This is a genomic window from Plasticicumulans lactativorans, from assembly GCF_004341245.1.
GTDB lineage: Bacteria > Pseudomonadota > Gammaproteobacteria > Competibacterales > Competibacteraceae > Plasticicumulans_A > Plasticicumulans_A lactativorans.
Genome location: NZ_SLWY01000004.1, coordinates 179,632 through 205,098, shown reverse-complemented (window position 1 = coordinate 205,098; position 25,467 = coordinate 179,632). Strand labels below are relative to the sequence as shown.

Annotated in this window: 17 protein-coding genes and 1 pseudogene; 13 read left to right on the top strand and 5 right to left on the bottom strand. The window is 65.6% G+C overall.

The genetic code is table 11. The features are described from left to right. Positions 1-2: 2 nt before the first annotated feature. The 5 genes from EV699_RS04420 to dnaA all read right to left on the bottom strand — a co-directional run bounded on the left by EV699_RS04420 (position 3) and on the right by dnaA (position 10,865). Positions 3-4,196: a diguanylate cyclase gene (locus tag EV699_RS04420; protein ID WP_165904030.1), complete on the bottom strand. Its 4,194-nt coding sequence runs from the start codon at positions 4,194-4,196 to the stop codon at positions 3-5. Positions 4,197-4,544: 348 nt separating this feature from the next. After that, positions 4,545-6,962, bottom strand: coding sequence for a DNA topoisomerase (ATP-hydrolyzing) subunit B (gene gyrB / locus EV699_RS04415; RefSeq protein WP_132539360.1), 2,418 nt, complete (start codon positions 6,960-6,962; stop codon positions 4,545-4,547). Between the two features lie 30 nt (positions 6,963-6,992). Beyond that, the gene (gene recF, locus EV699_RS04410; protein ID WP_132539358.1) at positions 6,993-8,069 is read right to left on the bottom strand and encodes a DNA replication/repair protein RecF; all 1,077 of its coding nucleotides are present in this window, start codon (positions 8,067-8,069) and stop codon (positions 6,993-6,995) included. 68 nt (positions 8,070-8,137) lie between these two features. Beyond that, positions 8,138-9,232, bottom strand: coding sequence for a DNA polymerase III subunit beta (gene dnaN, locus EV699_RS04405; protein WP_132539356.1), 1,095 nt, complete (start codon positions 9,230-9,232; stop codon positions 8,138-8,140). A gap of 235 nt (positions 9,233-9,467) precedes the next feature. After that, positions 9,468-10,865, bottom strand: a complete 1,398-nt coding sequence (dnaA, locus tag EV699_RS04400) for a chromosomal replication initiator protein DnaA (protein ID WP_132539354.1) — start codon at positions 10,863-10,865, stop codon at positions 9,468-9,470. A gap of 157 nt (positions 10,866-11,022) precedes the next feature. On the opposite strand from dnaA, the gene rpmH reads away from it, so the two are divergent. The 13 genes and pseudogenes from rpmH to EV699_RS04340 all read left to right on the top strand — a co-directional run bounded on the left by rpmH (position 11,023) and on the right by EV699_RS04340 (position 25,439). Continuing rightward, positions 11,023-11,157 (top strand): 50S ribosomal protein L34, encoded by a 135-nt coding sequence (gene rpmH / locus EV699_RS04395; protein WP_132539352.1) that lies wholly within the window; start codon positions 11,023-11,025, stop codon positions 11,155-11,157. A gap of 8 nt (positions 11,158-11,165) precedes the next feature. Then, positions 11,166-11,525, top strand: a complete 360-nt coding sequence (gene rnpA, locus EV699_RS04390) for a ribonuclease P protein component (protein ID WP_132539350.1) — start codon at positions 11,166-11,168, stop codon at positions 11,523-11,525. Further along, the gene (gene yidD, locus EV699_RS04385; protein ID WP_132539348.1) at positions 11,510-11,737 is read left to right on the top strand and encodes a membrane protein insertion efficiency factor YidD; all 228 of its coding nucleotides are present in this window, start codon (positions 11,510-11,512) and stop codon (positions 11,735-11,737) included. Before rnpA ends, yidD begins: the two co-directional genes overlap by 16 nt. After that, positions 11,737-13,410, top strand: coding sequence for a membrane protein insertase YidC (gene yidC / locus EV699_RS04380; RefSeq protein ID WP_132539346.1), 1,674 nt, complete (start codon positions 11,737-11,739; stop codon positions 13,408-13,410). The genes yidD and yidC overlap by 1 nt, the downstream gene beginning before the upstream one ends. A 91-nt stretch (positions 13,411-13,501) precedes the next feature. Next, positions 13,502-14,857, top strand: a complete 1,356-nt coding sequence (gene mnmE, locus EV699_RS04375; protein ID WP_132539344.1) for a tRNA uridine-5-carboxymethylaminomethyl(34) synthesis GTPase MnmE — start codon at positions 13,502-13,504, stop codon at positions 14,855-14,857. A gap of 769 nt (positions 14,858-15,626) precedes the next feature. Further along, the gene (locus tag EV699_RS04370; protein ID WP_243662555.1) at positions 15,627-18,011 is read left to right on the top strand and encodes an N-6 DNA methylase; all 2,385 of its coding nucleotides are present in this window, start codon (positions 15,627-15,629) and stop codon (positions 18,009-18,011) included. A gap of 23 nt (positions 18,012-18,034) precedes the next feature. Beyond that, on the top strand, positions 18,035-19,252 hold the full coding sequence (locus EV699_RS04365) for a restriction endonuclease subunit S (RefSeq protein WP_165904029.1): 1,218 nt from the start codon (positions 18,035-18,037) through the stop codon (positions 19,250-19,252). Between the two features lie 37 nt (positions 19,253-19,289). Beyond that, on the top strand, positions 19,290-19,574 hold the full coding sequence (locus EV699_RS04360) for a hypothetical protein (protein ID WP_132539340.1): 285 nt from the start codon (positions 19,290-19,292) through the stop codon (positions 19,572-19,574). After that, positions 19,571-20,473 carry a TIR domain-containing protein gene (locus EV699_RS04355; RefSeq protein WP_132539338.1) on the top strand — a complete coding sequence of 301 codons (903 nt, stop codon included), beginning with the start codon at positions 19,571-19,573 and terminating at the stop codon, positions 20,471-20,473. The genes EV699_RS04360 and EV699_RS04355 overlap by 4 nt, the downstream gene beginning before the upstream one ends. Positions 20,474-20,520: 47 nt before the next feature. After that, positions 20,521-21,105 (top strand): annotated as a pseudogene (locus EV699_RS04350) (DUF1016 N-terminal domain-containing protein); the annotation flags it as partial. Positions 21,106-21,112: 7 nt separating this feature from the next. Continuing rightward, positions 21,113-21,604: a Fic family protein gene (locus EV699_RS19855; protein ID WP_243662558.1), complete on the top strand. Its 492-nt coding sequence runs from the start codon at positions 21,113-21,115 to the stop codon at positions 21,602-21,604. Further along, complete coding sequence (locus EV699_RS04345) at positions 21,601-24,726, top strand: type I restriction endonuclease subunit R (RefSeq protein WP_132539336.1); 3,126 nt, start codon at positions 21,601-21,603, stop codon at positions 24,724-24,726. Before EV699_RS19855 ends, EV699_RS04345 begins: the two co-directional genes overlap by 4 nt. Beyond that, positions 24,726-25,439: a M48 family metallopeptidase gene (locus EV699_RS04340; protein ID WP_424450020.1), complete on the top strand. Its 714-nt coding sequence runs from the start codon at positions 24,726-24,728 to the stop codon at positions 25,437-25,439. The genes EV699_RS04345 and EV699_RS04340 overlap by 1 nt, the downstream gene beginning before the upstream one ends. The last annotated feature ends 28 nt before the right edge of the window (positions 25,440-25,467 follow it).

Below are 25,467 nucleotides of genomic sequence, written 5' to 3'. Positions count from 1 at the left end.
CCTCACTCGACCCCGGCGGCCAGCATCACGCGGTTGCGCCCGCCGTGCTTGGCGCGGTACAGCGCGCGGTCGGCGGCGCCGAGCAGGGTTTCGGTCTCGACGCCGTGGCGCGGGAACACCGCGACGCCGAGCGACAGCGTGACGCGCCCGACGTGGGCGTTGCCGACGAGGTGGTCCTGCGCCTCGGCGAGCGAACGCACGTGCTCGGCACGCGCCTGCGCGACCTCGGTGTCGGCGCCCGGCAGGATCAGCACGAATTCCTCGCCACCGTAGCGGCAGACCACGTCACTCGGGCGCACCGCCTGCTTCAGCAGCGCGCCGACGGTGCGCAGCACGGCGTCGCCGGCATCGTGGCCGAAGGTGTCGTTGATGCGCTTGAAGTGGTCGATGTCGAGCAGCACCACGGCCACCGGCGTGTGGCTGCGGCGCGCGCGGGCGAGTTCGCGCCGCAGGCAGTCCTCCATGAAGCGGCGGTTGTAGACCCCGGTGAGCGCATCGTGCAGCGACTGGAAGCGCAGCGATTCGCGCAGCTCCAGGTTGGCGAAGGCGAGCCCGACGCGCTCGGCAGCCTCGCGCGCGAGCGCGGCCGCGGCGTCGGCATCGACCCCGGCGCCGGGCAGCAGGTGCAGCAGCGCGAAGACGCGCCCCTGCACGCTGAGCGGCACGCACACGGCGGAGCTGCGCACCGGGTCGGTGTGCGTGCAGCGCGGCGCCGCGTGCTGCGGCGAAACCACGTGCAGCTTGGCGCGGCGCAGCGCCCAGCAGTCCTCGGCGAAGAACGTGGCGGCGCTTTCGACCGGCGCCGCGCCGCCCCAGCTCGCCACCGTCAGCAGCGGCTCGCTGGCGGCGCCGAGGCGGTAGAGGGCGCCGGCGCAGCCGGCGAACAGCCCGGGCAGGCCCGCCGCCAGCGTGGCGTAGGCCTCGTCGAGGCGATGCGCGGTCTGCAGCAGGTCGGCGAGCTCGGCGAGGCGCGCCGCCTGGCGCGCGCGCCGCTCCGACTCCTCGGCGCGGCGTTCGAGGGCGCGATTGGCCGCGTCGAGTTCCGCGGTGCGCGCGGCGACGGTGGCCTCGAGCACCTCGGCGCCGTGCTTCAGCGCCTGCTCGGCCCGCTCGCGGCGGGCATCGGCCTCGAAGCGGTCGAGCGCATAGGAGAGATCGTTCGCCATCTGGCCGAGCAGGCGCACCATGTCGGGGTCGAAGTAGCCGACCTCGGCGGCGTAGAGGTTGACCACGCCGGCGACCGCCCCGCGGCGGCGCAGCGGCAGCGTGGCCGAGGCCGCGATGCCGGCGCGGCGCGTGCGTTCCGCCCAGGCGCAGGTGCGCGGGTTGGCCTGCACGTCGTTGCAGATGTACGGGTCACCGCTGCGGTAGGCGATCGCGGTGGGGCCTTCGGCGCCCGGCTGCCCGGGGCGCAGCGACAGCTGCAGCGCGGCGACGAACTCGCAGCCTTCGGGCACACCGGCGACCGCGACCGGGCGCACGTCGCCGCTGCCGCTGTCGACCGTGCCGACCCACGCCGCGAGGAAGCCGCCCTCGCGCCAGGCGATGTCGCAGACCTCGGCGAACAGCGCCTGCTCGCCGGTGGCACGGACGATGGCCTCGTTGGTTCGCGACAGCAGCGCGTACAGGCGCGTCTGCGTGCGCAGGCGCTGTTCCATGCGCACCCGCGCCGAGATGTCCTGCACCAGGATGACGAAATGTTCGGGTTCGCCGGCCGTGCGCACGCAGCGCACCACCAGGTGCGTGTGCAGCACGCCGCCGTCCTTGCGCAGGTAGCGCTTGTCGAGGACGTAGCCGTCGGTCTCGCCGCGCAGCACGCGTTCGAACTCGGCGACGTCCCGCAGCAGATCGTCCGGGTGGGTCAGCTCGGACCAGCTGCGCTGCAGCAGCTCCTCGCGCGTGTAGCCGAGCATCCGGCACAGCGTGTCGTTGGCCTCGATCCAGCCCTTGTCGGGCGCGGTCATCGCCATGCCGATCAGGGACTCGTCGAAGTACTGGCGGAAGTGCGCCTCGCTCTGGCGCAGCGCGCGTTCGGCCTCGCGGCGGCGGGCGTCGGCGCGGAAACGTCCGAGCGCGTAGGAGATGTCGTCGGCGAGGCGGCCCAGCAGCGCACTCATCTCGGCATCGAACCAGCCGGTATCGTCGGCGTAGAAGGTGACCGCGCCGACCAGCTCGTGCATCGCGAACAGCGGGAAGCTCGCCGCCGAGGCGATGCCGAGCGGACCGAGCACGTCGGGCCAGGGGCCGAGGTCGGGGTCGCTGGCGAGGTCGTTGCAGACCGTCACCGCCTGGCTGCGCAGCGCGCGCAGGGTCGGCCCGCGGCTGTCGCCGTTGTCGGCGCCGAGCACCATGCGCGCGCGCGCCAGCGTGCGGTGCACCTCGGACGGTCCCTCGAAGGCGGCGACGCGCACCTCGCCGCTGCTGCGATCGAGGCTCGAGAACCAGCACGCGCGAAAGCCACCCTCGTGCACCGCGATGCGGCCGATGGCGAGGAACAGCATCTCGTGGGTGTCGGCGCGCACGATCGCTTCGTTGCCGCGGCTGAGCAGCACGTACAGGCTCGTCTGCTTGAGCAGCTTCGCCTCGGCGATCTTGCGCTCGGAGATGTCGCGGATGATCGCCTGCAGGTAGTGCTCGTCGCCGACGTCGAAGGCCCGCAGGCTGACCTCGACCGGAAAGCTGCTGCCGTCGCGGCGCCGGTGCACGGTTTCGTAGGTGGCGCCGGCCGCGGCCTGGCGCCACTGCTCGTCGAAGTCGTCGCAGGCATCGATGGCGCGCAGGTCGCGGGCGTGCAGGGCACGCAGTTCCTCGGCGCTGTAGCCGTAGGCGGCGAGGCCGCGGTCGTTGATGCGCAGCACGCGGCCGTCGCCGTCGAGCAGCACGATGATGTCGTGGGCGTGCATCGACAGGAACTCGATCTCGCGTTCGAGGCGGGTCTGCTCGGCCTCGCGCCGGCTGTCGGCGAACTGGCGACGCGCCTGCTGGCGGGTCAGCGCGGCGAGCGTGACGATGCCGGCGGCCACGATCAGCACCACCACCAGCCCCCCCATCATCCAGGCCATGCGGTCGAGCGGTGCGAACACCTCGGCGTGGTCGATCTTCGCGATCAGGAACCAGGGCATGCCGCCGACGCTGGCGATCGCCCCGACCACCGGCACGTAGCGGTAGTCCTTGCCCTCGGTGAAGCCGCGCACGCCCGCCCGCGCCTGCGCGGCCAGCAGCGTCGGGTCGTCGGCCGGCAGCCGCAGCGCCAGTGGCTGGCCCTGCAGGAAACGCAGCGCGCTCAGGTAGATGACGGTGTCGCCTTCGAGCCGCACCAGGTAGGTCTCGGCGCTGCTGCTCGGGCCCGGCCACTGGCGCATCAACGCATCGAGGTAGGCGCGCGGATCGATTACCAGGACCACGGCGGCGATCGCGGTCGGCGCGCTGCCGCGCAGGTCGATCAGGGGCGCGATCAGGGCCATGCGCGCCGCGGACTGCCCGCCCGCGGTCGCGAGGTAGAGATCGGACACCAGCGCCGTGCGCCGCTCGATGGCCTGCCCGATCAGCCCCTCGAGCAGGCCGTCGGGTGCTGCCGGCGAGGTACCGGCGCTCAGCACCGGGTGGCCGCGGACGTCGGTGAGCCACGCCGATTCGTAGCCCTTGACGCGCTGCAGGGCGGCGAGGCGTTCGCGCAGGCGCGCCTGCCAGGCGGTGTCGGCGTGGTCGCTGGCGAGCCAGTCCGCGGTGCGCTCGGCGTAGGCGCGGTCGCTGGCGAGGGTGTCGGCGTCGGCGCGGCGCTCGTCGAGCCAGTCGGCTAGCTGCTGCCCCTTGAGGTCGGCGACGGCGAGCAGGGTGCGCTGCACCTGCTGCCCGACCCGCACCGATTCCCAGCGGTAGGAGAACACGCCCGCGGTGAGGATCGCCGCCGCCAGCACCACGAACACCAGCAGGGACGGGAAGGCGCTTTCCCTGCCGGCTTCCGCCGAGCGTTCGTGGCGGATGGCAGCGGCGCGCAGCACCACGAACACCAGCACCGCGGTGACGAGGAGGAAGCCGCCGTCCCGGGCCAGGTCGACGAAGCCGGCCTGCGCCCCGTTGGCGAGGCCGCCGAAGCGCCCGGCCAGCACGTGCCAGAGTACGCCGAAGACGAGGTAGAGCCCGGCAAAGGCGAGTGGTCCATAGCGCACCCGGTGCGCGGGCCGGTTCGATGCCATCGTTAGATCTCCCTGGGCGGCCGGCGCTGCGGATGCGGCAGGCGACGCGCTGGGGCGCCTGCGCACGGCGTCCATCGTCCCATGCCCGCCACCGCGACCCCACCGGGGCGGTCGGTCAGCGGTACCGGCCAACCTCCTAACTCTAGCGCGTGAAATCCCTCGCTACCGACCGGACGGTGTCCCCGCGGCGTCCACAGCCTCGTCCACCGTTTCTGTTGAAAACCCGCCCCTGCCGCGGGCGGCACCCGTCATCCGGCCGCGCCTTCGGGGCCGGGCTGTCCAACGGTCATCCACCGCGCCGTCCACCGTTTCTGTTGACAAGTCTTCGCGCGGCGGCGGCGACGGGCCTCAGACGTCGAGGTTCGATGCCGACAGCGCGTTCTGCTCGATGAAGTCGCGCCGCGGTTCGACCTCGTCGCCCATCAGCGTGGTGAACACCTCGTCGGCGGCGATGGCGTCCTCGATGCGCACGCGCAGCAGCCGGCGGGTCGCGGGGTTCATCGTGGTCTCCCAGAGCTGCTCGGGATTCATCTCGCCGAGACCCTTGTAGCGCTGCACGTGCTGGCCGCGCTTGGCCTCGTCGAGCAGCCAGTCGACCGCCTCGCGCAGGCTCGCGGCGGGGTGGCTGCGCTCGCCGCGGCGCACCACGGTGTCGGGGCCGAACAGGTCGACCACCTTGTCGGCGAGCCGGGCGATGGCCTCGTACTCGGGCGAGCCGAAGAATTCGGGCCCGAAGCGGCTGTCGCGCACGAGGCCGTGGCGCAGCGCGCTGACCACGAGCATGTGGCCCTCGCCGCCCGCGCGCGGCTCGAGCCGTGCGCCGTAGTCGGCGTGCTCGCCCTCCAGGGCGTTGAGCCGCGCGACGAACTCGGCGATCCAGGCCTCGAGCCCGCTGCCGCTGCGCACCACCTCGCTGCCGACGCGCGGCAGCTGCGCCATCAGGCTCAGTGCCTGGGCATCGAAGCGGCGCGACAGGCGGCGGATGATCGCGGTGACGGTCATGTGCTCGCGCGCGAGTTCCTCGAGCGCCACGCCGCGCACCGGCGGGGTGTGGGCGTCGATCGCCAGCTCGGCGCCGTCGAGCGCGGCGGCGAGCAGGTAGGCGGCGAGCTCGGCGTCGTCCTTGACGTACTGTTCCTGCTTGCCCTTCTTGACCTTGTAGAGCGGCGGCTGGGCGATGTAGATGTGCCCGCGCTCCACCAGTTCGTGCATCTGCCGGTAGAAGAAGGTCAGCAGCAGCGTGCGGATGTGCGAGCCGTCGACGTCGGCGTCGGTCATGATGATGATGCGGTGGTAGCGCAGCTTGTCGGGGTCGAATTCCTCGCGGCCGATGCCGCAGCCGAGCGCGGTGATCAGCGTGCCGACCTGCTCGGAACCGAGCATGCGGTCGAAGCGCGCCCGCTCGACGTTGAGGATCTTGCCGCGCAGCGGCAGGATCGCCTGGAACTTGCGGTCACGCCCCTGCTTGGCCGAGCCGCCGGCGGAGTCGCCCTCGACCAGGAACAGCTCCGACAGCCCCGGGTCGCGTTCCTGGCAGTCGGCGAGCTTGCCGGGCAGCCCGGCGATGTCGAGCACGCCCTTGCGGCGCGTCATCTCGCGGGCGCGGCGCGCGGCCTCGCGGGCGCGGGCGGCCTCGACGATCTTCGCGGTGATCGCCCTGGCTTCGCCGGGCTGCTCCAGCAGGAACTCGTGGAACTTCTCCACCACCAGTGATTCGACCACCGGCTTGACCTCGCTCGACACCAGCTTGTCCTTGGTCTGCGAGGAGAATTTCGGGTCGGGCACCTTCACCGACAGCACCGCGGTGAGGCCCTCGCGGGCGTCGTCGCCGGTGGTGGCGACCTTGGCCTTCTTGAGGATGCCCTCGGCCTCCATGTAGTCGTTCAGCGTGCGCGTCAGCGCGCTGCGGAAGCCGGTCAGGTGGGTGCCGCCATCCCGCTGCGGGATGTTGTTGGTGAAGCAGAAGATGTTCTCCTGGTAGGAGTCGTTCCACTGCAGCGCGACTTCGACCTCGATGTTGTCCTTGCGCGTGCGGAAATAGAACACGCTCGCGTGCAGCGGCGTCTTGTTGCGGTTGAGGTGCTCGACGAAGGCCTGGATGCCGCCCTGGTACTCGAACACGTCGCGCCGGTCGCTGCGCTCGTCCTCCAGGCAGATGCGCACGCCGCAGTTCAGGAACGACAGTTCGCGCAGGCGCTTGGCGAGCACGTCGTAGTGGAACTCGAGGTTGCTGAAGGTCAGCGGGCTCGGCCTGAAGCGCACCTCGGTGCCGGTGAGCTCGGTGTCGCCGATCACCTTCAGCGGGTACTGGGGTTCGCCGTGGCGGTATTCCTGCACGTGCAGGTGGCCGTCGCGGCGGATGGTCAGCCGCAGGTACTCCGACAGCGCGTTGACCACCGACACGCCGACCCCGTGCAGGCCGCCCGAGACCTTGTAGCTGTTCTGGTTGAACTTACCGCCGGCGTGCAGCACGGTCATGATGACCTCGGCGGCGGAAACACCTTCCTCGGGATGCAGGTCGACCGGAACGCCGCGGCCGTTGTCGGTGACGGTCACCGAGTTGTCGGTGTGGATGATCACCCGCACCTCGGTGCAGTAGCCGGCCAGAGCCTCATCGATGGCGTTGTCGACGACCTCGAACACCATGTGGTGCAGCCCGGTGCCGTCGTCGGTATCGCCGATGTACATGCCGGGACGCTTGCGCACGGCGTCGAGACCGCGCAGAACCGTGATGTCGTTCGCGTTGTAAGTACTTGTTTCGCTCATCGAATCGATCCCGGAAGGCCAAGCGCCCGATTATATCAATTTCGTGATCAGGCCGTCGTCGAGATGGAAGCGCGCCGGGGCCTCCCAGGCTTCGGTGTCGAGGCTCGCCGGTTCGATCGCGGTGACGAAAACCTGCGCGCCGACGCCGGCGAGGCAGCGCATCACCCGCGCCCGGTGCGGACGGTCGAGCTCGGCCGGCAGGTCGTCGATCAGCAGGGTACAGGCACGGCCGCAATGCGCCCGGTAGAGCGCCGCCTGGGCGAGCACCAGCGCGGTCACCAGGAGCTTGTGCTGCCCGCGCGACAGGCTCTCGGCCACCGCCCGGCCGCCGACACGCACGCCGAAGTCCGCCCGGTGCGGCCCGCTGCGCGTGTGGCCGAAGCGTCGGTCGACCTCGCGGCCCTCGGCGAGCACCTCGGCCAGTTCGCGCTCGCGGTGCCAGCCGCGGTGGTAATCGAGACGCAGCTCGCCGAGATCGAGCAGGGCGTCGGCGTAGCCACCGAGGCGCGCTTCGAGTGCCGCGCAGAAACCGCGGCGGGCGGCATCCAGCGGCAGCGCGGCGGCGGCGAGCTCGGCCTCCCAGACCGCCAGGCCGCGCGCCGCGACGCCCTGGCGCAGCGCGGCGTTGCGCTGTCGCAGCGCGAGGTCATAGCGCCGCCAGTGGCCGATGAAGGCCGGATCGGCCTGGAACAGCCCCCAGTCGAGCAGCCGCCGCCGCTGCTTCGGCCCGCCGTCGAGCAGGCGGTGGCTGTCGGGCGTCAGCAGCAGGACCGGCAGCGCGCGCGCGAGGGTGGCGAGCCCTGCGACCGGCTCGCCGGCGAAGCGGGCGCTGAAGCCGCTGGCGTCGCGCTGAATGCCGAGCCGTGGGTGGCGACCGTCAATGTCGAGTTCGGCGACCACGCGCCAGGCCTCGGCACCGCGGCGGATCGCCTCCTCGAGCCGCGCGGCGCGGAACGACTTGCCCCGGCCGAGGAGGTAGACGGCTTCGAGCAGACTGGTCTTGCCCGAGGCGTTGTCGCCGCTGACGACGTTCAGCCCCGGCGAACACGCCAGCAGGGGACCGCGCAGGTGGCGGAAGTCCGTGAGTTCCAGCGTAACCAGCGCCATGGCGGGATCGATGACGACGAAGAAGGAGGGCGGCCGGCGCGCGGGCCGCCAGCCCCGGGGAGCGCGGCCTACAGGCGCATCGGCATGATCACGTAGCGGCAGTCCTCGCTGTCGGGGTTCTGCAGCAGGCAGCTCGAATTGGCGTCATTGAACGACAGCTTGACGAGTTCGCCGTCGAGCGCGCCCAGCGCGTCGAGCAGGTAGGCGACGTTGAAGCCGATCTCGAGCCCGTCGCCGCTGTAGTTGACCTCGACCTCCTCCTCGGCCTCCTCCTGCTCGGGGTTGTGCGCCTGCACCCGCAGCAGCCAGTTGTCGAGCTGCAGGCGCACGCCGCGGTACTTCTCGTTCGACAGGATGGCGGTGCGCGTGAGCGCCGTACGCAGCACCAGACGGTCGGCCAGCACCACGCGACGCCCCTCGCGCGGAATCACCCGCTGGTAGTCGGGGAACTTGCCGTCGATCAGCTTGGAGGTGAAGCGGATGTCGCCGATGACGACCTGGATGTGGTTGGTACCGATGCGCACCTGCGCGGGCTCGTCGCTGTCGGCGAGCAGCCGCGCCAGCTCCTGCACGCCCTTGCGCGGGACGATCACCTGGGCCGCCGCCGCTGCCGTCACCGCCGCGCAGGCGTAGGCCAGGCGATGGCCATCGGTCGCGACCGCGCGCAGTTCGCCGTCGACGCAGTCGAGCAGCAGGCCGTTCAGGTAGTAGCGCACGTCCTGCTGCGCCATCGCGAACTGCGTCTTCTCGATCAGCGTCTTCAGCGTCCGCTGCGGCAGGCTCAGCTCGAGATCGAAGGGGATCTCGTCGAGCGTCGGGAAGTCTGCGGCCGGCAGGGTGGCCAGCGTGAAACGCGATCGACCGCTCTTCAGCACCGCGCGCTCGCCGTCGAAGCCGAGCTGGATCGCCGCCTCCTCGGGCAGGTTGCGCAGGATGTCGAAGAGCTTGCGCGCCGGCAGCGTGACCTCGCCGCTGTCGCTGGTGATGACGGAAGCTCGGGTGACCAGCTCGACTTCGAGATCGGTCGCGGTGAGCGTGAACGCGTTGTCGTGCATCTCCAGCAGCACGTTGGCCAGCACGGGCAGGGTCTGTCGGCGCTCGACGACGTTGACCACGTTCTGCAAGGGCTTCAGCAACTGCTCGCGCTGGATCTCGAGTTTCATCGGCGGCCTCGTGGTAATGACCAGGGTTATATATGAAAAGACCTTGTTATTATTGGCAAGGTCCCGATCTGTGGATAGTTTATAGGTTTGTTTTTCGAGTCAATGGGTTGAGCGTGGTTTCCTGTGGATAAGCAGGGGATGATTCGATCATCCGGGTTGTTGCTGACCTGTGGATGAAAGGCGCGAGAGGAGCCTGCCCTTTTTTATTCAGTTGTTGCCCACAGGTTTTCCGGCACTACATCGACAGGGTTGCCAACAGGTTGTTGTAGTCCTCGCGGATGCGCGGGTCTTCGCCCTGCAGCTCGGCGATCTTGCGGATGGCGTGCAGCACCGTGGTGTGGTCGCGTCCGCCGAAGGCATTGCCGATCTCGGGCAGGCTGTGGCTGGTGAGTTCCTTGGCCAGCGCCATGGCCATCTGCCGCGGGCGGGCCAGCGAACGGTTGCGTGACGGCGAGTTCAGGTCGGCCACGCGAATCTTGAAGTACTCCGCCACCGTCTTCTGGATGTTGTCGATGGTGATCAGCTTGTCGTGCAGGCTGAGGACGTCGTGCAGGGCCTCGCGCGTCAGCTCCAGCGTGATCGGCCGGCCGGTGAAGTGGGCGTTGGCCATGACGCGGCGCAGGGCGCCTTCCAGTTCGCGCACGTTCGAGCGGATGTGCTTGGCGATGAAGAAGGCCACCTCGTGCGGCAGCGACAGGCGGGCTTGGGCGGCCTTGCTCATCAGGATGGCGACGCGCGTCTCCAGTTCGGGCGGCTCGATCACCACCGTCAGGCCCCAGCCGAAGCGCGACTTGAGGCGGTCCTCGAGGCCGTTGACCTCCTTGAAGTAGCGGTCGCAGGTCAGGATCACCTGCTGGCGCCCTTCCAGCAGCGCATTGAAGGTATGGAAGAACTCCTCCTGCGAGCGCTCCTTGTTGGCGAAGAACTGGATGTCGTCGATCAGCAGGGCGTCGAGCGAGCGGTAGAAACGCTTGAAGTCGTCCATCCGGTTGTGCTGCAGCGCACGCACCATGTCGGCGACGAAGTGTTCCGAATGCTGGTAGAGCACGCGTGCCTGCGGGTTCTGGCCGAGCAGCAGGTTGCCGACGGCGTGCATCAGGTGGGTCTTGCCGAGGCCGGTGCCGCCGTAGATGAACAGCGGGTTGTAGGCGGTGCCCGGATTCTGCGCGACCTGCGTGCAGGCGGCGCGTGCCAGCTGGTTCGACTTGCCGGCGACGTAGTTGTCGAAGGTGAAGTCCGGGTTGAGGTTGCTCGACAGCGGCTCGACGTCCACCGCCGGTTCTTCGATGACCGGCAGCGCCGGCTTGCGGACCGGTTCGGGCCGGCGCTCGGCGACCTGGCGGCTGCTGCCGATCTCGAGGTGCACGCCCACCTCGACATCGGGGCTGACGTCGGCGAGCGCGGTGCGGATCACGCCCAGGTAATGGTCGCGGACCTGGTCGAGCACGAACTTGTTGGGGGCGAGCAGGCGCAGCACGCCATCCTCCTCGATGGCATGCAGGGGACGGACCCAGGTGTTCAGCAACTGCTCGCTCAGCTCGTGTTCGAGTCGATCCAGGCAGCGCTTCCAGAGAGCATCGGTCACGCGGATGGAACCTTGGAAGTGGCGCTCAAAGGCGGGCAGTGTAGGCATCCGTCATGGAGTTATCCACATGTGCCCAAGTGTTTGTCCACATGCCGTGCCTTGACAGTCCGCGGCGCCAGCCGATAGATTCGCGCCCCTTGTGTCGAACGCCCCGCCCCGTCGCGGGGTCCGTCGTCGAAATTCTTCTGCCGAGCGGATCGCCCCCATGAAGCGCACCTTTCAACCCAGCAACCTGCACCGCAAGCGCACCCACGGCTTCCGTGCGCGCATGGCGACCAAGAACGGCCGCCTCGTGATCAAGGCCCGCCGTGCCAAGGGCCGGGCGCGTCTGACGCCGTAAGCCTGCGCGTGAGCACCGCGCGCTTCGACCGGCGCGCCCGGTTGCTCGACAAATCCGATTTCAGCGCGCTGTTCGAGCGCGCCGAACGTTCGGCCGACCGCTACTTCGCCGTGCTCGCCCGCCCCAACGGACTCGGCCATCCCCGCCTCGGTCTGGCGATCTCGAAACGCTCGGCCAAGTTGGCAGTGGTCCGCAACGGCATCAAGCGGGTGATCCGCGAAAGCTTCCGGGTGCGCCAGCAGCTGCTCGGCAGCAACGACTTCGTGGTACTCGGACGCCCGGGAATCGCCGGTACGGCCAACCAGGCGTATTTCGAATCGCTCGAAGGGCACTGGCGGCGACTGGTGAAACGATGCGCACGATCCTGATGCTTCTGCTGCGTGCCTATCGTTACCTGATCAGTCCCCTCCTCGGTCCACGCTGTCGCTTTTATCCCAGTTGTTCCTCCTACGCGCTGGAAGCGGTCGAACGCTTCGGTGCCGCCCGGGGCGCTTGGCTGGCCTTGGGGCGCGTGCTACGGTGCCACCCCTGGCAGCCCGGCGGCCTCGACCCCGTTCCCGATCAGATCAAGAAAAACTGATGGAAAATCAAAGACTTTTCCTCTTTTTCGCGCTTATTCTCGTACTTTTTCTGATCTGGCAGGCGTGGAACGAGGAGAAGGTCGCGCGCCTCGCTCCGCCCGCCTCGCCGGTCACCGCGGTGACCCCGTCGGCTCCCGCGGGCGCTACCGGCGGTGAGGCGGCGGCGCCGCGCCATGACGTGCCCGGCTCGCCGCAGCAGGCGCTGCCGGCTGTGCCCGGCGGCTCGACGCTGAAGAGCGGCACCCGCATCCACGTGCAGACCGACGTCTACGACATCGTCATCGACAGCGTCGGCGGCGACCTGCGGCAGGCCGGCCTGCGCACCTACCCGCAGTCGATCGACCACCGCGACCGCCCCTTCGTGCTGATGCAGGACGGCAGCGAGTTCTACATCGCGCAGTCCGGGCTGGTGGCGTCCGAGGGCGAGGCACCCGACCACTACGCGGTGTACAGCGCCGAGCAGACCGACTACCGCCTGGCGGACGGGCAGGATCGGCTCGAGGTGCCGCTGGTGTGGACGTCGCCGTCCGGGGTGAAGGTCACCAAGACCTACACCTTCCATCGCGGCAGCTTCGTCATCGATCTCGACCATCGGGTCGTGAACGCCTCGGCCGAGCCCTGGCGCGGCAGCCAGTACCGCCAGCTGCAGCGCACCGGCGTATCCACGTCGGTCGGCATCGGCCAGACCTACACCTACACCGGCGGCGTGGTGTCGACCCCGGAGAAGAACTACGAGAAGCTCGACTTCGCCTCGCTGGCGAAGCAGGACTTCAACCAGGACGTCACCGGCGGCTGGCTGGCGATGATCCAGCACTACTTCGTCAGCGCCATCGTGCCCAACCAGGGCGAGACCAACGCGTTCTACTCGCGCGCGCTCGGCGACAACCGCTTCGTGCTCGGCATGCGCGGTGCGGCGCAGAGCGTCGACCCGGGCGCCAGCGCCGATTTCGCCACGCGCCTGTACGTCGGGCCGAAGCTGCAGGACGAGCTCGCCAAGGTCGCGCCCCATCTCGAACTCACCGTCGACTACGGCAAGTTGACGCTGATCGCGCAGCCGCTGTTCTGGGCGCTCAAGCACATCCACGGCCTCATCGGCAACTGGGGCTGGTCGATCATCATCCTGACCGTGCTGATCAAGCTCGCCTTCTTCAAGCTGTCGGAGACGAGCTACCGCTCGATGGCACGGATGCGCACGCTCGCGCCGAAGATGCAGGACCTCAAGCAGCGCTACGGCGACGACAAGCAGAAGCTCAACCAGGCGATGATGGAGCTGTACAAGAAGGAGAAGGTCAACCCGCTCGGCGGCTGCCTGCCCATCGTGGTGCAGATCCCGGTGTTCATCGCGCTCTACTGGATGCTGCTCGAATCGGTCGAACTGCGCCAGGCACCGTGGCTCGGCTGGATTGCCGACCTCTCCGCGCAGGACCCGTTCTACGTGCTGCCGATCATCATGGGCGCGACGATGGTGATCCAGCAGAGGCTCAACCCGCCGCCGCCCGACCCAGTGCAGGCCAAGGTGATGATGTTCCTGCCGGTGCTCTTCACCTTCATGTTCCTGTGGTTCCCGTCGGGGCTGGTGCTGTACTGGGTGGTCAACAACACGCTGTCGATCCTCCAGCAGTGGGTGATCACCAGGCGCGTCGAAGCCGGCAAGGACGCGGCAACCGCCTGACGCGGCGTTACCCGGCGCATCGTTTCGACAGGGGTGGGTGCCGGACGGCCCCGCCCCTTTTCATTTCAGGCCCTGACGCCCGCGCCCGACCATGGCATCGCCCGACGCCCCCGATACCATCGCCGCCATCGCCACCCCGCCCGGCCAGGGTGGCATCGGCGTGGTGCGGGCCTCCGGCCCGGCGGTGCCGGCGATCGCCGCGGCGCTGTGCGGCAGCTTGCCCGAGCCGCGGCACGCGCGGCGCTGCCGCTTTCGCGACGCCGCCGGCGCGGCGCTCGACGACGGCCTCGCGCTGTACTTCCCGGCGCCGCATTCCTTCACCGGCGAGGCGGTGCTCGAATGCCACGGGCACGGCGGGCCGGTGGTGCTCGACCTGCTGCTCGCGCGCATCTGCGAACTCGGCGCCCGTCCGGCACGCCCCGGCGAGTTTTCCGAACGCGCCTTCCTCAACGGCAAGCTCGATCTCGCCCAGGCCGAGGCCGTCGCCGACCTGATCGCCGCCACCAGCGCGGCCGCGGCGCGCGCCGCGCTCGCCTCGCTGGAGGGCGCCTTCTCGCGCCGGGTCGAGGCGCTGGCGGCGGGCCTGGTCGAACTGCGGGTGTGGATCGAGGCGGCGATCGACTTCCCCGAGGAGGAGATCGACTTCCTCGCCGACGGCACGCTGGCCGAGCGCCTCGACCGCCTCGCCGCCGAGCTCGACGCGCTGATCGCCGCGGCCGGCCAGGGGCGGCTGCTGCGCGACGGCCTGACGCTGGTGATCGCCGGGCGCCCGAACGCCGGCAAGTCGAGCCTGCTCAACCATTTCGCCGGCACCGACGCGGCCATCGTCACCGACATCCCCGGCACCACCCGCGACGTGCTGCGCGAACGCATCGCGCTCGACGGCCTGCCGCTGCACCTGATCGACACCGCCGGCCTGCGCGACTCCGACGACCCGGTCGAGCGCGAAGGCATCCGCCGCGCCTGGGCCGAGATCGCCCGCGCCGACCGCATCCTGCTGCTGGTCGACGACGCCAGCGGCGTCACCGCGGCCGACCGCGAACTGCGCGCGCGCCTGCCGGCGGGCACGCCGCTGACGCTGGTGCGCAACAAGATCGACCTGAGCGGCGCCGAACCCGGCGCGATCTCCGGCACCGACCCGCCCGAGTGGCGCGTGTCGCTGAAGACCGGCGCCGGGCTCGACGCACTGCGCCACCACCTGGTCGACTGCGCCGGCTACGCGGGCGGCGGCGAAGGCACCTTCATGGCGCGCCGCCGCCACCTCGACGCGCTGGCGCGCGCCCGCACGGCGCTCGCCGCCGCCGGCGGACAACTGCGCGCCCGCGCCGGCGAACTCGCCGCCGAGGAACTGCGCGCCGCGCACCACGCCCTCGGCGAGATCACCGGCGCCTTCACCAGCGACGACCTCCTCGGCGCGATCTTTTCGAGCTTCTGCATCGGCAAGTAGCGCGGGCTCCATGGCGATCCATGGAGGTCTCCTGGCCGGCCTTTTCAGGGGCAGCCCCATGTCCCGCCGCTACCTGGAAGGGCGTCCCGCCTCGCATCGGCGGCAGGCCGATCGGCACCGCCGGTGGCAGTGCTCAAGCCTCTTGTCATTTTCTATCCCGGAGATCGCGGAGACTTGCTCCGGTGTGAGAGCCGGGGCATGGCGCTGCGGGCGATGAAGGCCGAGGGTTTGAACGAGCCGATGGGTAAGGGGCGCGGGGCGCGGTGGTCTCGAATAGTCGGAGGCACACCGACATGGCAGATGAAACGGATCTATTGACAGGCGTAAGGCCGACCCTACAGCAATGATGGAAAACTAAGTGGCATCCACCGGACAGAAGATCGAACGCTTCATCGACACGCTGGCCTCCATGGGGGGCTCCGCAGGCAACCAGCGGCTGCGTGAAGCACTGGGATGGGAGGAATCCACCTATGGCGCCATCAGGCAGCAACTGCTTGATGACAGCCGGATCGTTCCCGGGCGCGGGCGCGGTGGTTCAGTTGCCCTGGCCACTGCCCATGCCGCACGCACACAAGTCCCTGCATCGCTGGAGGTACGCGAGGCAGGGGTGCCGTACCTGAAGGCAAGCGTGGAAGCAGGTGTGCCATCAGGGGTGCAGGAAACCGCCGCAGCGGCGACAGCCCCCCGCGCCGCACAGCGCAATGGCGTGGTCAGGAAGTCCGACCTCTACAGCTCCATCTGGGCTTCCTGTGATGAACTGCGCGGCGGCATGGACGCCAGCCAGTACAAGGACTACGTGCTGTTCATGCTGTTCATCAAGTACATCAGCGACAAGTACGGCGACAGCGATGACTTCGCCCCGCCCGTGGTCATCCCGCCCGGCGCCTCGTTCAAGGACATGGCGGTGCTCAAGGGCAGGCCGGACATCGGCGACAGGATCAACACCCAGGTCATCCAGAAACTGATCGAAGCCAACACCCGGCTGGCGCGCAGCGACTTCCCCGATTTCAACGATCCCAACAAGCTCGGCGAAGGCGCCGCGATGGTCGAGCGCCTGGGCAACCTGATCGCCATCTTCGAGAAGCCCGAACTGAACTTTGCGAAGAACCGCGCCGAAAACGACGACCTGCTCGGCGATGCCTACGAATACCTGATGCGGCATTTCGCCACCGAGAGCGGCAAGAGCAAGGGGCAGTTCTACACGCCGTCCGAAGTCAGCCGCATCATTGCCAAGGTCATCGGCATTTCGCGGCAGAACACCAAGGGTTCCACGACCGCCTATGACCCGACCTGCGGCTCGGGGTCGCTGTTGCTGAAGGTGGCCGCCGAAGCCGGCAAGCAGATCACGCTGGAAGGGCAGGAAAAGGACGTGACCACCGCGGGCCTGGCGCGGATGAACATGATCCTGCACGGTTTCCCCACCGCGACCATCATGACCGGCGACACGCTGGTCAATCCCAAGTTCAAGGATGGCGAACAACTGCGCAGCTACGACTACGTGGTCGCCAATCCGCCGTTCTCGGACAAGAAGTGGTCGACTGGTCTGGATTCGGCCAGGGACCCCTACCAGCGTTTCACCTGGGGTGAGCCGCCGGCCAAGCAGGGCGACTATGCCTATCTGCTGCACGTCATCCGCAGCATGAAGGCCACCACCGGCAAGGGCGCCATCATCCTGCCGCACGGCGTGTTGTTCCGTGGCAATGCGGAGGCCACCATCCGCCGGCAACTGGTGTGCTCCGGCATCCTCAAGGGCATCATCGGGCTGCCGGCCAACCTGTTCTACGGCACTGGCATCCCCGCCTGCATCCTGGTGCTCGACAAGGAAAACGCCAGCGCCCGCCAGGGCATTTTCATGATCGATGCCAGCAAGGGCTTCATCAAGGACGGCCCCAAGAACCGCCTGCGCGAGCAGGACATCCACCGCATCGTCGATACCTTCCGCCGAGGCGTGGAGGTGCCGCGCTACGCCCGCAGGGTGTCGCTGGACGAAATCGCCGACGCGAAGAACGACTACAACCTCAACCTGCCGCGCTACATCGACGCGAGCGAGCCGGAAGACCTGCACGACATCGATGCCCATCTGAACGGCGGCATCCCCGAGCGCGACATCGATGCCTTTGCCGCCGACTGGCAGGAAATGCCCGGCCTGCGCCACGCGCTTTTCTCCCCTCTCCCCCTGGGAGAGGGGCCGGGGGTGAGGGTTCGCCACGGCTACGCCCAATTGAACGTACCGGTGGCCGAGATTCGCCAGACCATCCTCGCGCACCCGGAATTCCAGCGCTTCCGCGCCAAGGTGGAAACTCTGTTCGACAAATGGCGGCAAGCCATCACCCCGCTGCTCACCGGCATCCAGCCGGGCGACCACCCCAAGGCGCTGATCGAGACCGTCTCCGAAACCCTGCTCGCCACTTTCCAGGCCGCGCCCCTGCTCGATCCTTATGACGTCTACCAGCACCTGATGGACTACTGGGCCGAGACGATGCAGGACGACGCGTACCTGATTACTGCCGACGGCTGGGTGGCGCTGCCCCGGCGTATTCTGGAGACCGACAAGAAGGGCAAGACCCGCGACAAGGGCTGGACCTGCGACCTGCTGTCCAAGCCCGCTATCGTTGCCCGCTACTTCGCCGCCGAGCAGGCCGAACTGGAAGTCAGGCAGGCCGAACTGGAAAGCCTCACCAGCCAGATTGCCGAACTGGAGGAAGAGCACGGCGGCGAGGAGGGTGTTTTCTCCGGCTTCGACAAAATCAATGCCGCGCAGGTGAAGGACCGCATCGCCGAAATCGGCAACGACGCGGATAGCGCCGAGGAACGGGCCGTGCTCAAGCAATGGTTCAAACTCAGTACCGAGGAGGCCGCATTGAAGAAGGCGGTCAAGGCGCTCGATGCCGGACTCGACCGGAAAGCCTTGGAGCAATACCCGAAGCTGACCGAGGCCGAGGTGAAAACCCTGGTGGTGGACGACAAATGGATGGCCCGGCTGCAACAGGACGTACAGCAGGAACTGGAGCGTGTATCACAGACGCTGGCCAATCGCATCCGCGAACTGGCGGAGCGCTATGAAACACCGCTGCCCCGGCTGGAAGCGGACGTTGCCGCCCTGAGCGCGAAGGTGGAGGAGCACCTGAAGAAGATGGGGGCGGTATGGAGGTAAGGCCAGGATACAAGCAGACGGAGGTGGGGGTAATTCCGGTGGATTGGAAAGCTAAGTCCCTCGACTCTATTGCCGCCGTGACGAGTGGAAAGAGATTACCGCTTGGCTACTTGGTGGGAGAGAAGGTGACTCCATATCCGTATATTCGTGTTACGGATATGCGCCCTGGCGGACTAGTTACAGAAGATATCAAATATGTTCCTGTCGAGGCTTATCCTGCCATAAGTCGATATCGGATTTTTAAGGAAGATTTATTCATCTCCGTTGCAGGGAGCCTGGGTATCGTCGGAAAGATACCTGTGAAACTTGATGGTGCGAACCTTACGGAAAATGCCAACCGAATTAGTGAAATAAAGTGCGATAGAGACTACTTACTTTATGTGTTGATGTCTCCGGTCGTGCAGGATGTTATAAATTCGACTCAAACTATTGGTGCACAGCCGAAATTAGCACTGACAAGGATTCGAAATTTTGTAATCCCGCTGCCTCCGACTCTTGATGAACAACATGCCATCACCACCGCCCTCAGCGACATGGACGCACTGCTGGACGGCCTGGATCGCCTGATCGCCAAAAAGCGCGCCATCAAACAGGCCACCATGCAGCAACTCCTCACCGGCCAAACCCGCCTGCCGGGGTTCAGTGGGGAGTGGGAGGTGAAGCGGTTGGGGGAGCTTGGAATATTTCTGAAGGGTACTGGCATACGTAAGGATGAAGCACAAAGCGGAGTTCTGCCTTGCGTACGTTATGGCGAACTTTACACGCACCATGATGACATCATCAGGTTATTCAACTCATACATTTCAAGAGAAGTTGCGGAGTCCGCTATCAGAATCAAAAAGGGAGACATCCTATTCGCGGGTTCTGGAGAAACGAAGGAAGAAATTGGTAAATGTGCTGCCTTTGTTGATGAAATTGAGGCGTATGCAGGTGGGGATGTTGTGATTCTTCGGCCGATTGGAGTGAATTCAGTTTTTATGGGCTATTGCTGTAACACGCCTGCTGTGACAAGACAAAAGTCCAGTTTGGGACAAGGTGATGCTGTTGTTCATATCAGCGCAAATGCGTTATCCAGCATCGAGGTTTATTTGCCTGATACTTCGGAGCAAACTGCCATTGCGACTATCCTCAGTGACATGGACGCCGAAATCACCACCCTCGAAATCCGCCGCACCAAGACCAGCGCCCTCAAGCAGGCCATGATGCAGGAATTACTGACTGGCCGGACGCGGTTGGTGTAGGTATTTCACTCATTGGGATCACCACAGGAGAATCGAGATGTTCAAGATCGACGGTCTGGACAAACTGACGAGACAGCTTGAACAAGCACAGCAAGCCCTCGAAGAATTCGATGGTGAACTGGGGACGGTGAACTTCGACCCCAATGACCCGGCCAGCATCGAAGCGGCCATCCAGCAAGCCAACGCCACGCTTGAGGCCAAAGTCTCGCCTTGGGTCGACGATCCGCTGGTTGCACAGATGGTTGACGGGATGAAGGAGCAATTCCGCGAAGCCATCATTGAGCGCGCTGCGGCAGCACGACTTGAAAGTGACGAAAAATGACAGCACTGGATTTGTTTGATCAGATCAATTCGGCGGTGCTCGACCTTCAGGGCGCAACGCTCCAGACCTACGGGCGTTCACTCAGAAGGTTAGGTCAACTGCTAAATCACCCAGACTTGTTCCAGATCAACGAAGGTCTAACTGCCGGTCTGAACCTTGAACAGTTCATTGAGGATGGCAGAAAAACCGGTGGTAGCCTTGTTGGCAGCAGCGTTCTGCAATGGCCGGACGATCCGAAGAAACAGTTGGGGATGCAATTGCTTCTGGTGAAGCACTTGGCGGAAGACCCGCAAAGGGCAATCAACTTATCGCACGACTTTTACTACTCCGGAAAGAAGGTCATCAGCGGCATTCAGACCATGACGGGGCAGTTGATTATTCCGTTCGTGAGAGATTTCAAGGCTTATGTCAGAGCCAACGGGAGCACAACTGTACAGCTTTTGGCGCCGCCCAAGTCTAACAAGGTTTTCATCGTGCATGGTCACGATGTTGCTGCACGCGAATCGGTTGCGCGTTTCCTTGAAAAAATCGGCATTGATGTGGTGATTCTGCATGAACAGGCCAACCAAGGCCGCACTATCATCGAGAAGATCGTGGCGAACTCGGATGTTGGCTTCGCCGTTGTCCTGCTTACGCCGGATGACGAGGGGCGTTCTGTTGGGGGAGACAGTTTGGAACCTCGTGCCCGTCAGAACGTGCTGCTGGAGCTTGGTTATTTTATTGCCAAGCTAGGTCGGGGGAACGTTTGTGCATTGAAGAAGGGAAGGCTTGAGATCCCCAGTGACTTTGCTGGTGTCGTCTGGTCGGTAATGGACGATAACAACGGCTGGAAAACAGAACTTGCCAAGGAACTGAAGGCTGCGGACTACCCGATAGACTGGAACAAGGTGATGGGGTAGCAAATGCACAGTCAAGTGCTCAAGTGGATTGATTTGGGGTAAGGCGCATGACCGAACTTCATCAGGACGTAAAAAACTGGTTGGCCGAACTTAAGGGCCGCATCCACATAGCACAGCAGCGCGTCGCGCTGGCAATCAATCGGGAACTGGTGGGGCTGTACCGGCAGATCGGCTGCGACATCCTGGCACGGCAGGCTGAGCAGGGCTGGGGTGCGAAGGTGATCGAGCGGCTGGCGCACGATCTGCGCGCGGTCTTTCCGGACATGAAGGGCTTTTCCCCAAGCAATTTCAAGTACATGCGTGCCTTCGCCGAGGCCTGGCCCGACGAGTCGATTGTGCAGCAACCTGCTGCACAATTGCCCTGGGGCCACAATTTGGTGCTGTTGGATCGGCTAAAATAGCCCGCCGAGCACTTGGCCTACGCCCGCGCCGCACTAGAGCATGGCTGGTCGCGCAATGTGCTGAGCATCCGCATCGAAACCCGCCTGCTGGCGCGTACGAGCAAGGCCGTCACCAATTTCGACCAGCGTCTGCCGGCGCCACAGTCCGACCTAGCGCGGGAATCCCTGAAAGATCCCTACCGCTTCAACTTTCTGGGCTTGGCGGGGGAAGCGCAGGAGCGCGAGATCGAACAGGAGCGTGGAGGACATCCGCGAGGGCAAGACCAACCGCCGCAACCCGACGTTGACGGAACATGCCTCGAAGGTGCTGCCTTATCGTGGGCTGGGCAGCGGTGTGCCGCGTGCGTTGAAGGAGTGGCCCCGGATCGAATTCGTCGATGATGTGTCAGGCAACCAGTTCAGCGCCGTGGTCCAGCGGCCGGAGGTGGAATGGCAGAAGGCCGCCGGCCAAGTCACCCCACCAGTCACTCCACCAGTCACCCCACCAGTCGCAGCCCTGCTGATGCTGCTCGCGGAAACTGGCGAATTGGGCAATGTGGAAATCCGCGGGCACCTGCAACTCAAGGACCGCACACATGTGCGCGAACGCTACATCGAACCGGCGCTTGCACAGGGCCTGATCGAGTACACATTGCCCGGCAAGCCTAACAGCCGTTTGCAGAAATACCGCCTGACCGACGCTGGACACGCGATGCTGCAATCCCTGCGCAAGGAGCCGCCGACACCATGACCCCTTCCATTCCCCGTTCCGAGCGCAATACCCAGAACCGCGTGGTCCGGCTCTTTTCCGCCCCTCTGGAAGAAAGCGGCCTTGGCTACGACTATCTCGGCAACTGGGGCAAACGCGACGACAACCGCGCCATCGAGACCGAACTGCTGCGCGCCAATCTGGCCGCGCGCGGCTATTCGCCCGCCCACATCGGCGCTGCCTTGCAGAAGCTGGAAACGGCGGCAGATGTCACGGGCATCACCCCGTATCAGGCCAGTCTGCGCACCTACCAGTTGCTGCGCTACGGCGTGCCGGTGCAGGTGGCTATGGGCCAGTCGCATGAAACGGTGCAACTGATCGACTGGGATCATCCGGAGCGCAACCACTTCGCGCTGGCCGAAGAGGTGACGCTGAAGGGAGAGCACGTGCGCCGGCCGGACATCGTGCTCTACCTCAACGGCCTGGCGGTGGCGGTGATCGAACTCAAGCGCAGTTCGGTGGAAATAGGCGATGGCGTTCGCCAGTTGATCAGCAACCAGGAGCCGATCTTCAACCAGGGCTTCTTCAGCACGGTGCAGTTGCTACTGGCGGGTAGCGATGCGCAGGGGCTGCGCTACGGGACGACCGGCACGCCGGAGCAGTTCTTCGTGCAGTGGAAGGATGAATCTCCCGAGGCGGCCGCCACCGGCGTGGCTGGCACGCTGCTGGATCGGCCGCTGGCGCAGATGTGCCGGCAGGATCGGTTGCTCGATCTGGCCCGTAATTTCGTGATCTTCGATGCCGGGCAGAAGAAGGTGCCACGGCCGCATCAATACCTTGGCATCAAGGCGGCCCAGGAGCGCATCCGGCAGCGCGAGGGGGGCGTGATCTGGCACACCCAGGGCAGCGGCAAGAGCATCCTGATGGTGCTGCTGGCCAAGTGGCTGCTGGAACACGACCCGCAGGCGCGGGTGCTGGTGGTGACCGACCGCGACGAACTGGACAAGCAGATCGAAGGCGTGATGCGCAATGCCGGGGTGATCGGTGCGGAGTCGCCTTCGCCGCGCATCACCTCGCGCGCGGAATTCGTGCAGAAACTGAGGGAGACCGCGCCGCGCCTGCTGTGTGCGCTGATCCACAAATTCGACGCCGCTGACCTGAAGGGTGAACCACCATCCATCCACGGGCGCTTCTACGTGTTCGTGGATGAATGCCATCGCACCCAGGGCGGCAACATGAACAAGCAGATGAAGCGCTGGCTCCATGGCGCCATCTTCATCGGCTTCACCGGCACGCCTCTGCTGCGCAAGGATCGGCAGACCACCCGGGACGTGTTCGGCACCTACATCCACACCTACAAATTCCACGAGGCCGTGGCCGACCACGTGGTGCTGGACCTCAAGTACGAGGCCCGCGACGTGCCGCAGCGGCTGACCTCGCCGCAGGCCATCGACGCCTGGTTCGAGAAGAAGACACGTGGCCTCAACAACTTCCAGAAGGCTCTGCTGCGCAAGCGTTGGGCAACGATGGAAGAACTGATGAGCGCCGGCGAGCGCAAGCAGCGCATCATTGCCGACATCATCGAGGACTTCAGCCTCAAGCCACGCCTGAACAACGATCGCGGCACGGCCATCCTGGTGGCGGCCTCCATCTACGATGCCTGCCATTACTACCGGCTGTTCCAGAACACGTCCTTCGGGCGTCACTGCGGCATCGTCACCTCCTACGAACCCAACCATAACGCCATTTCGCGCGCACCCAGGGACAGCGACGAGCGCTACAAGTACGACACCTACAAGGATTACGTGCTGCGTAATGGCCGTACGACCAAGCAGTACGAGGACGAAGGCAAACGCCGTTTCATCGAAGAGCCGGCCAACCTGAAGTTGCTGATCGTGGTCAGCAAGCTGCTCACCGGTTTCGATGCGCCCAGTTGCACCTATATCTACCTGGATAACGAACTGCGCGACCACAACCTGTTTCAGGCCATCTGCCGCACCAACCGCCTGGACGGGGATGACAAGGACTATGGCCACATCGTCGACTACAAGGAATTGTTCGGCGACGTCCAGCAGGCCATTGCCGTGTACAGTTCCGACGAGCTGGACATCGACCAGGGCAATGGTGGCGACAACAATGTCAATTTGAAGAACTGGCTGGCCGAAGGCCGCAAGAAACTGGATGAAGCCCGCGAGGCATTGCATTACCTGTGCGAGCCGGTGGAGCAGCCGCGCGAACTGGAGCAGTTCATCCATTATTTCTGCGGTCATGCGGGCAACCCGGAAGCGCTCGATGCCACCGAAGCACTGCGCATCGCCTTCTACAAGGCAGTGGCGACCTATATCCGCGCTTTCGCCGCCATCGCCCAGGATTTGTCTGCAGCTGGATACTCGGATGACGAAGCCGCCATCTTGCAGCGGGAGATCGAGTTCCATGCCGAAGTGCGATCCGCGATCAAGCACTACAGCGGCGAAGAACTGGACATCAAGCCCTACGAGGCGGACATGCGCCACCTCATCAACACCTACATCCAGGCGGAACCGGCAGAGGCACTGGGCGAACTGGACGGGATGTCGCTGACCGACCTGATCATCATGACCGGCATCCACGACGCCATTGCCCGCAAGCTCAACGAGAAGGGCAGGCTGTCGAAGAACGCGATTGCGGAAACCATCATCAACAATGTCCGCAAGACCATCATTCGTGATCGCCTGACCGATCCGCGCTTTTATGAACAGATGTCCAAGCTGCTGGACGATCTGATCAAGCAGAGTCGCGAGGATGCCGAAGCCTACGAAAAATTCCTGCGCGATGCGGAAGCCCTGGTGAGGAAGCTGCACGAAAAGCAGTCCGACAGTGATGAGCCCACCATCCTGTGTGGCAACCCTGCTGCCTTGGTCATCTATCGCAAGCTGCCGGAGATCCTTGCCGGAGCCCCAGTGGTGGATAGCGTGAAGGAATCACAGGCCGACTACGATGACAGCGTCGCATCGCTCGCCCTGAAAATTGATCGCGCCATGCACGAACACGCACCGGCCGGATGGCGGGGAGACGAGGCCAAGGAGCGCACGGTGCAGAATTTTCTGTACCCATTGGTCGGAAAGAACCGTGAGGCCACGCTCAAGCTCTTCGAACTTCTCAAGAATCAGCCCGGCTACCGATGATCCATACGCGCATACAACTGGGGGGGCTGGACATCGCCGTCACTTTCAAGGCGGTCAAGCATGTCCACCTGTCGGTGCATCCCCCCGAGGGTAACGTCACCCTCGTCGCGCCGAACGGTACGCGACTGGAAGTCGTGCGCGCATATGCCATTTCCAAGCTCGGCTGGATTCGCCGGCAGCAAGCCCAGTTGCTGGGTCAGGCGCGTGAAACGCCCCGTCAGTTCGTAACGCGGGAAAGCCATTACATCTGGGGCAGGCGCTATCTGCTCAACGTGGTACAGCAGGATGTTCCGCCGTTCATCAAGATGGATCATCGGCGCATTACCTTCAGTGTCCGCCCCGGGACCGATGCGGCGAAGCGCGCGGCCATTTACCAAGGTTGGCAGCGCTCCTTGCTGCACCAGGTCATTCCGCCGTTGATCGGCCATTGGGAATCCCGGATCGGTGTCGAGGTCGCGGGTTATTTTCTCCAGCGCATGAAGACCAAGTGGGGCAGTTGCAACCATGACCGCGCCCATATCCGGCTCAATACGGAACTGGTCAAGAAGCCTCGCGACCTGCTCGAATACGTGATCGTGCACGAGATGATTCATCTGATCGAGCCCACGCACAATGAGCGCTTCATCGCCTTGCTGGATCGGTTCTACCCCGCTTGGCGAGAAGCCAGATCGGAATTGAACGAACTTCCATTGGGAACGGATGGCACCGGCTGAACGCTGTCGGCCGGAATAAGCAATCGAC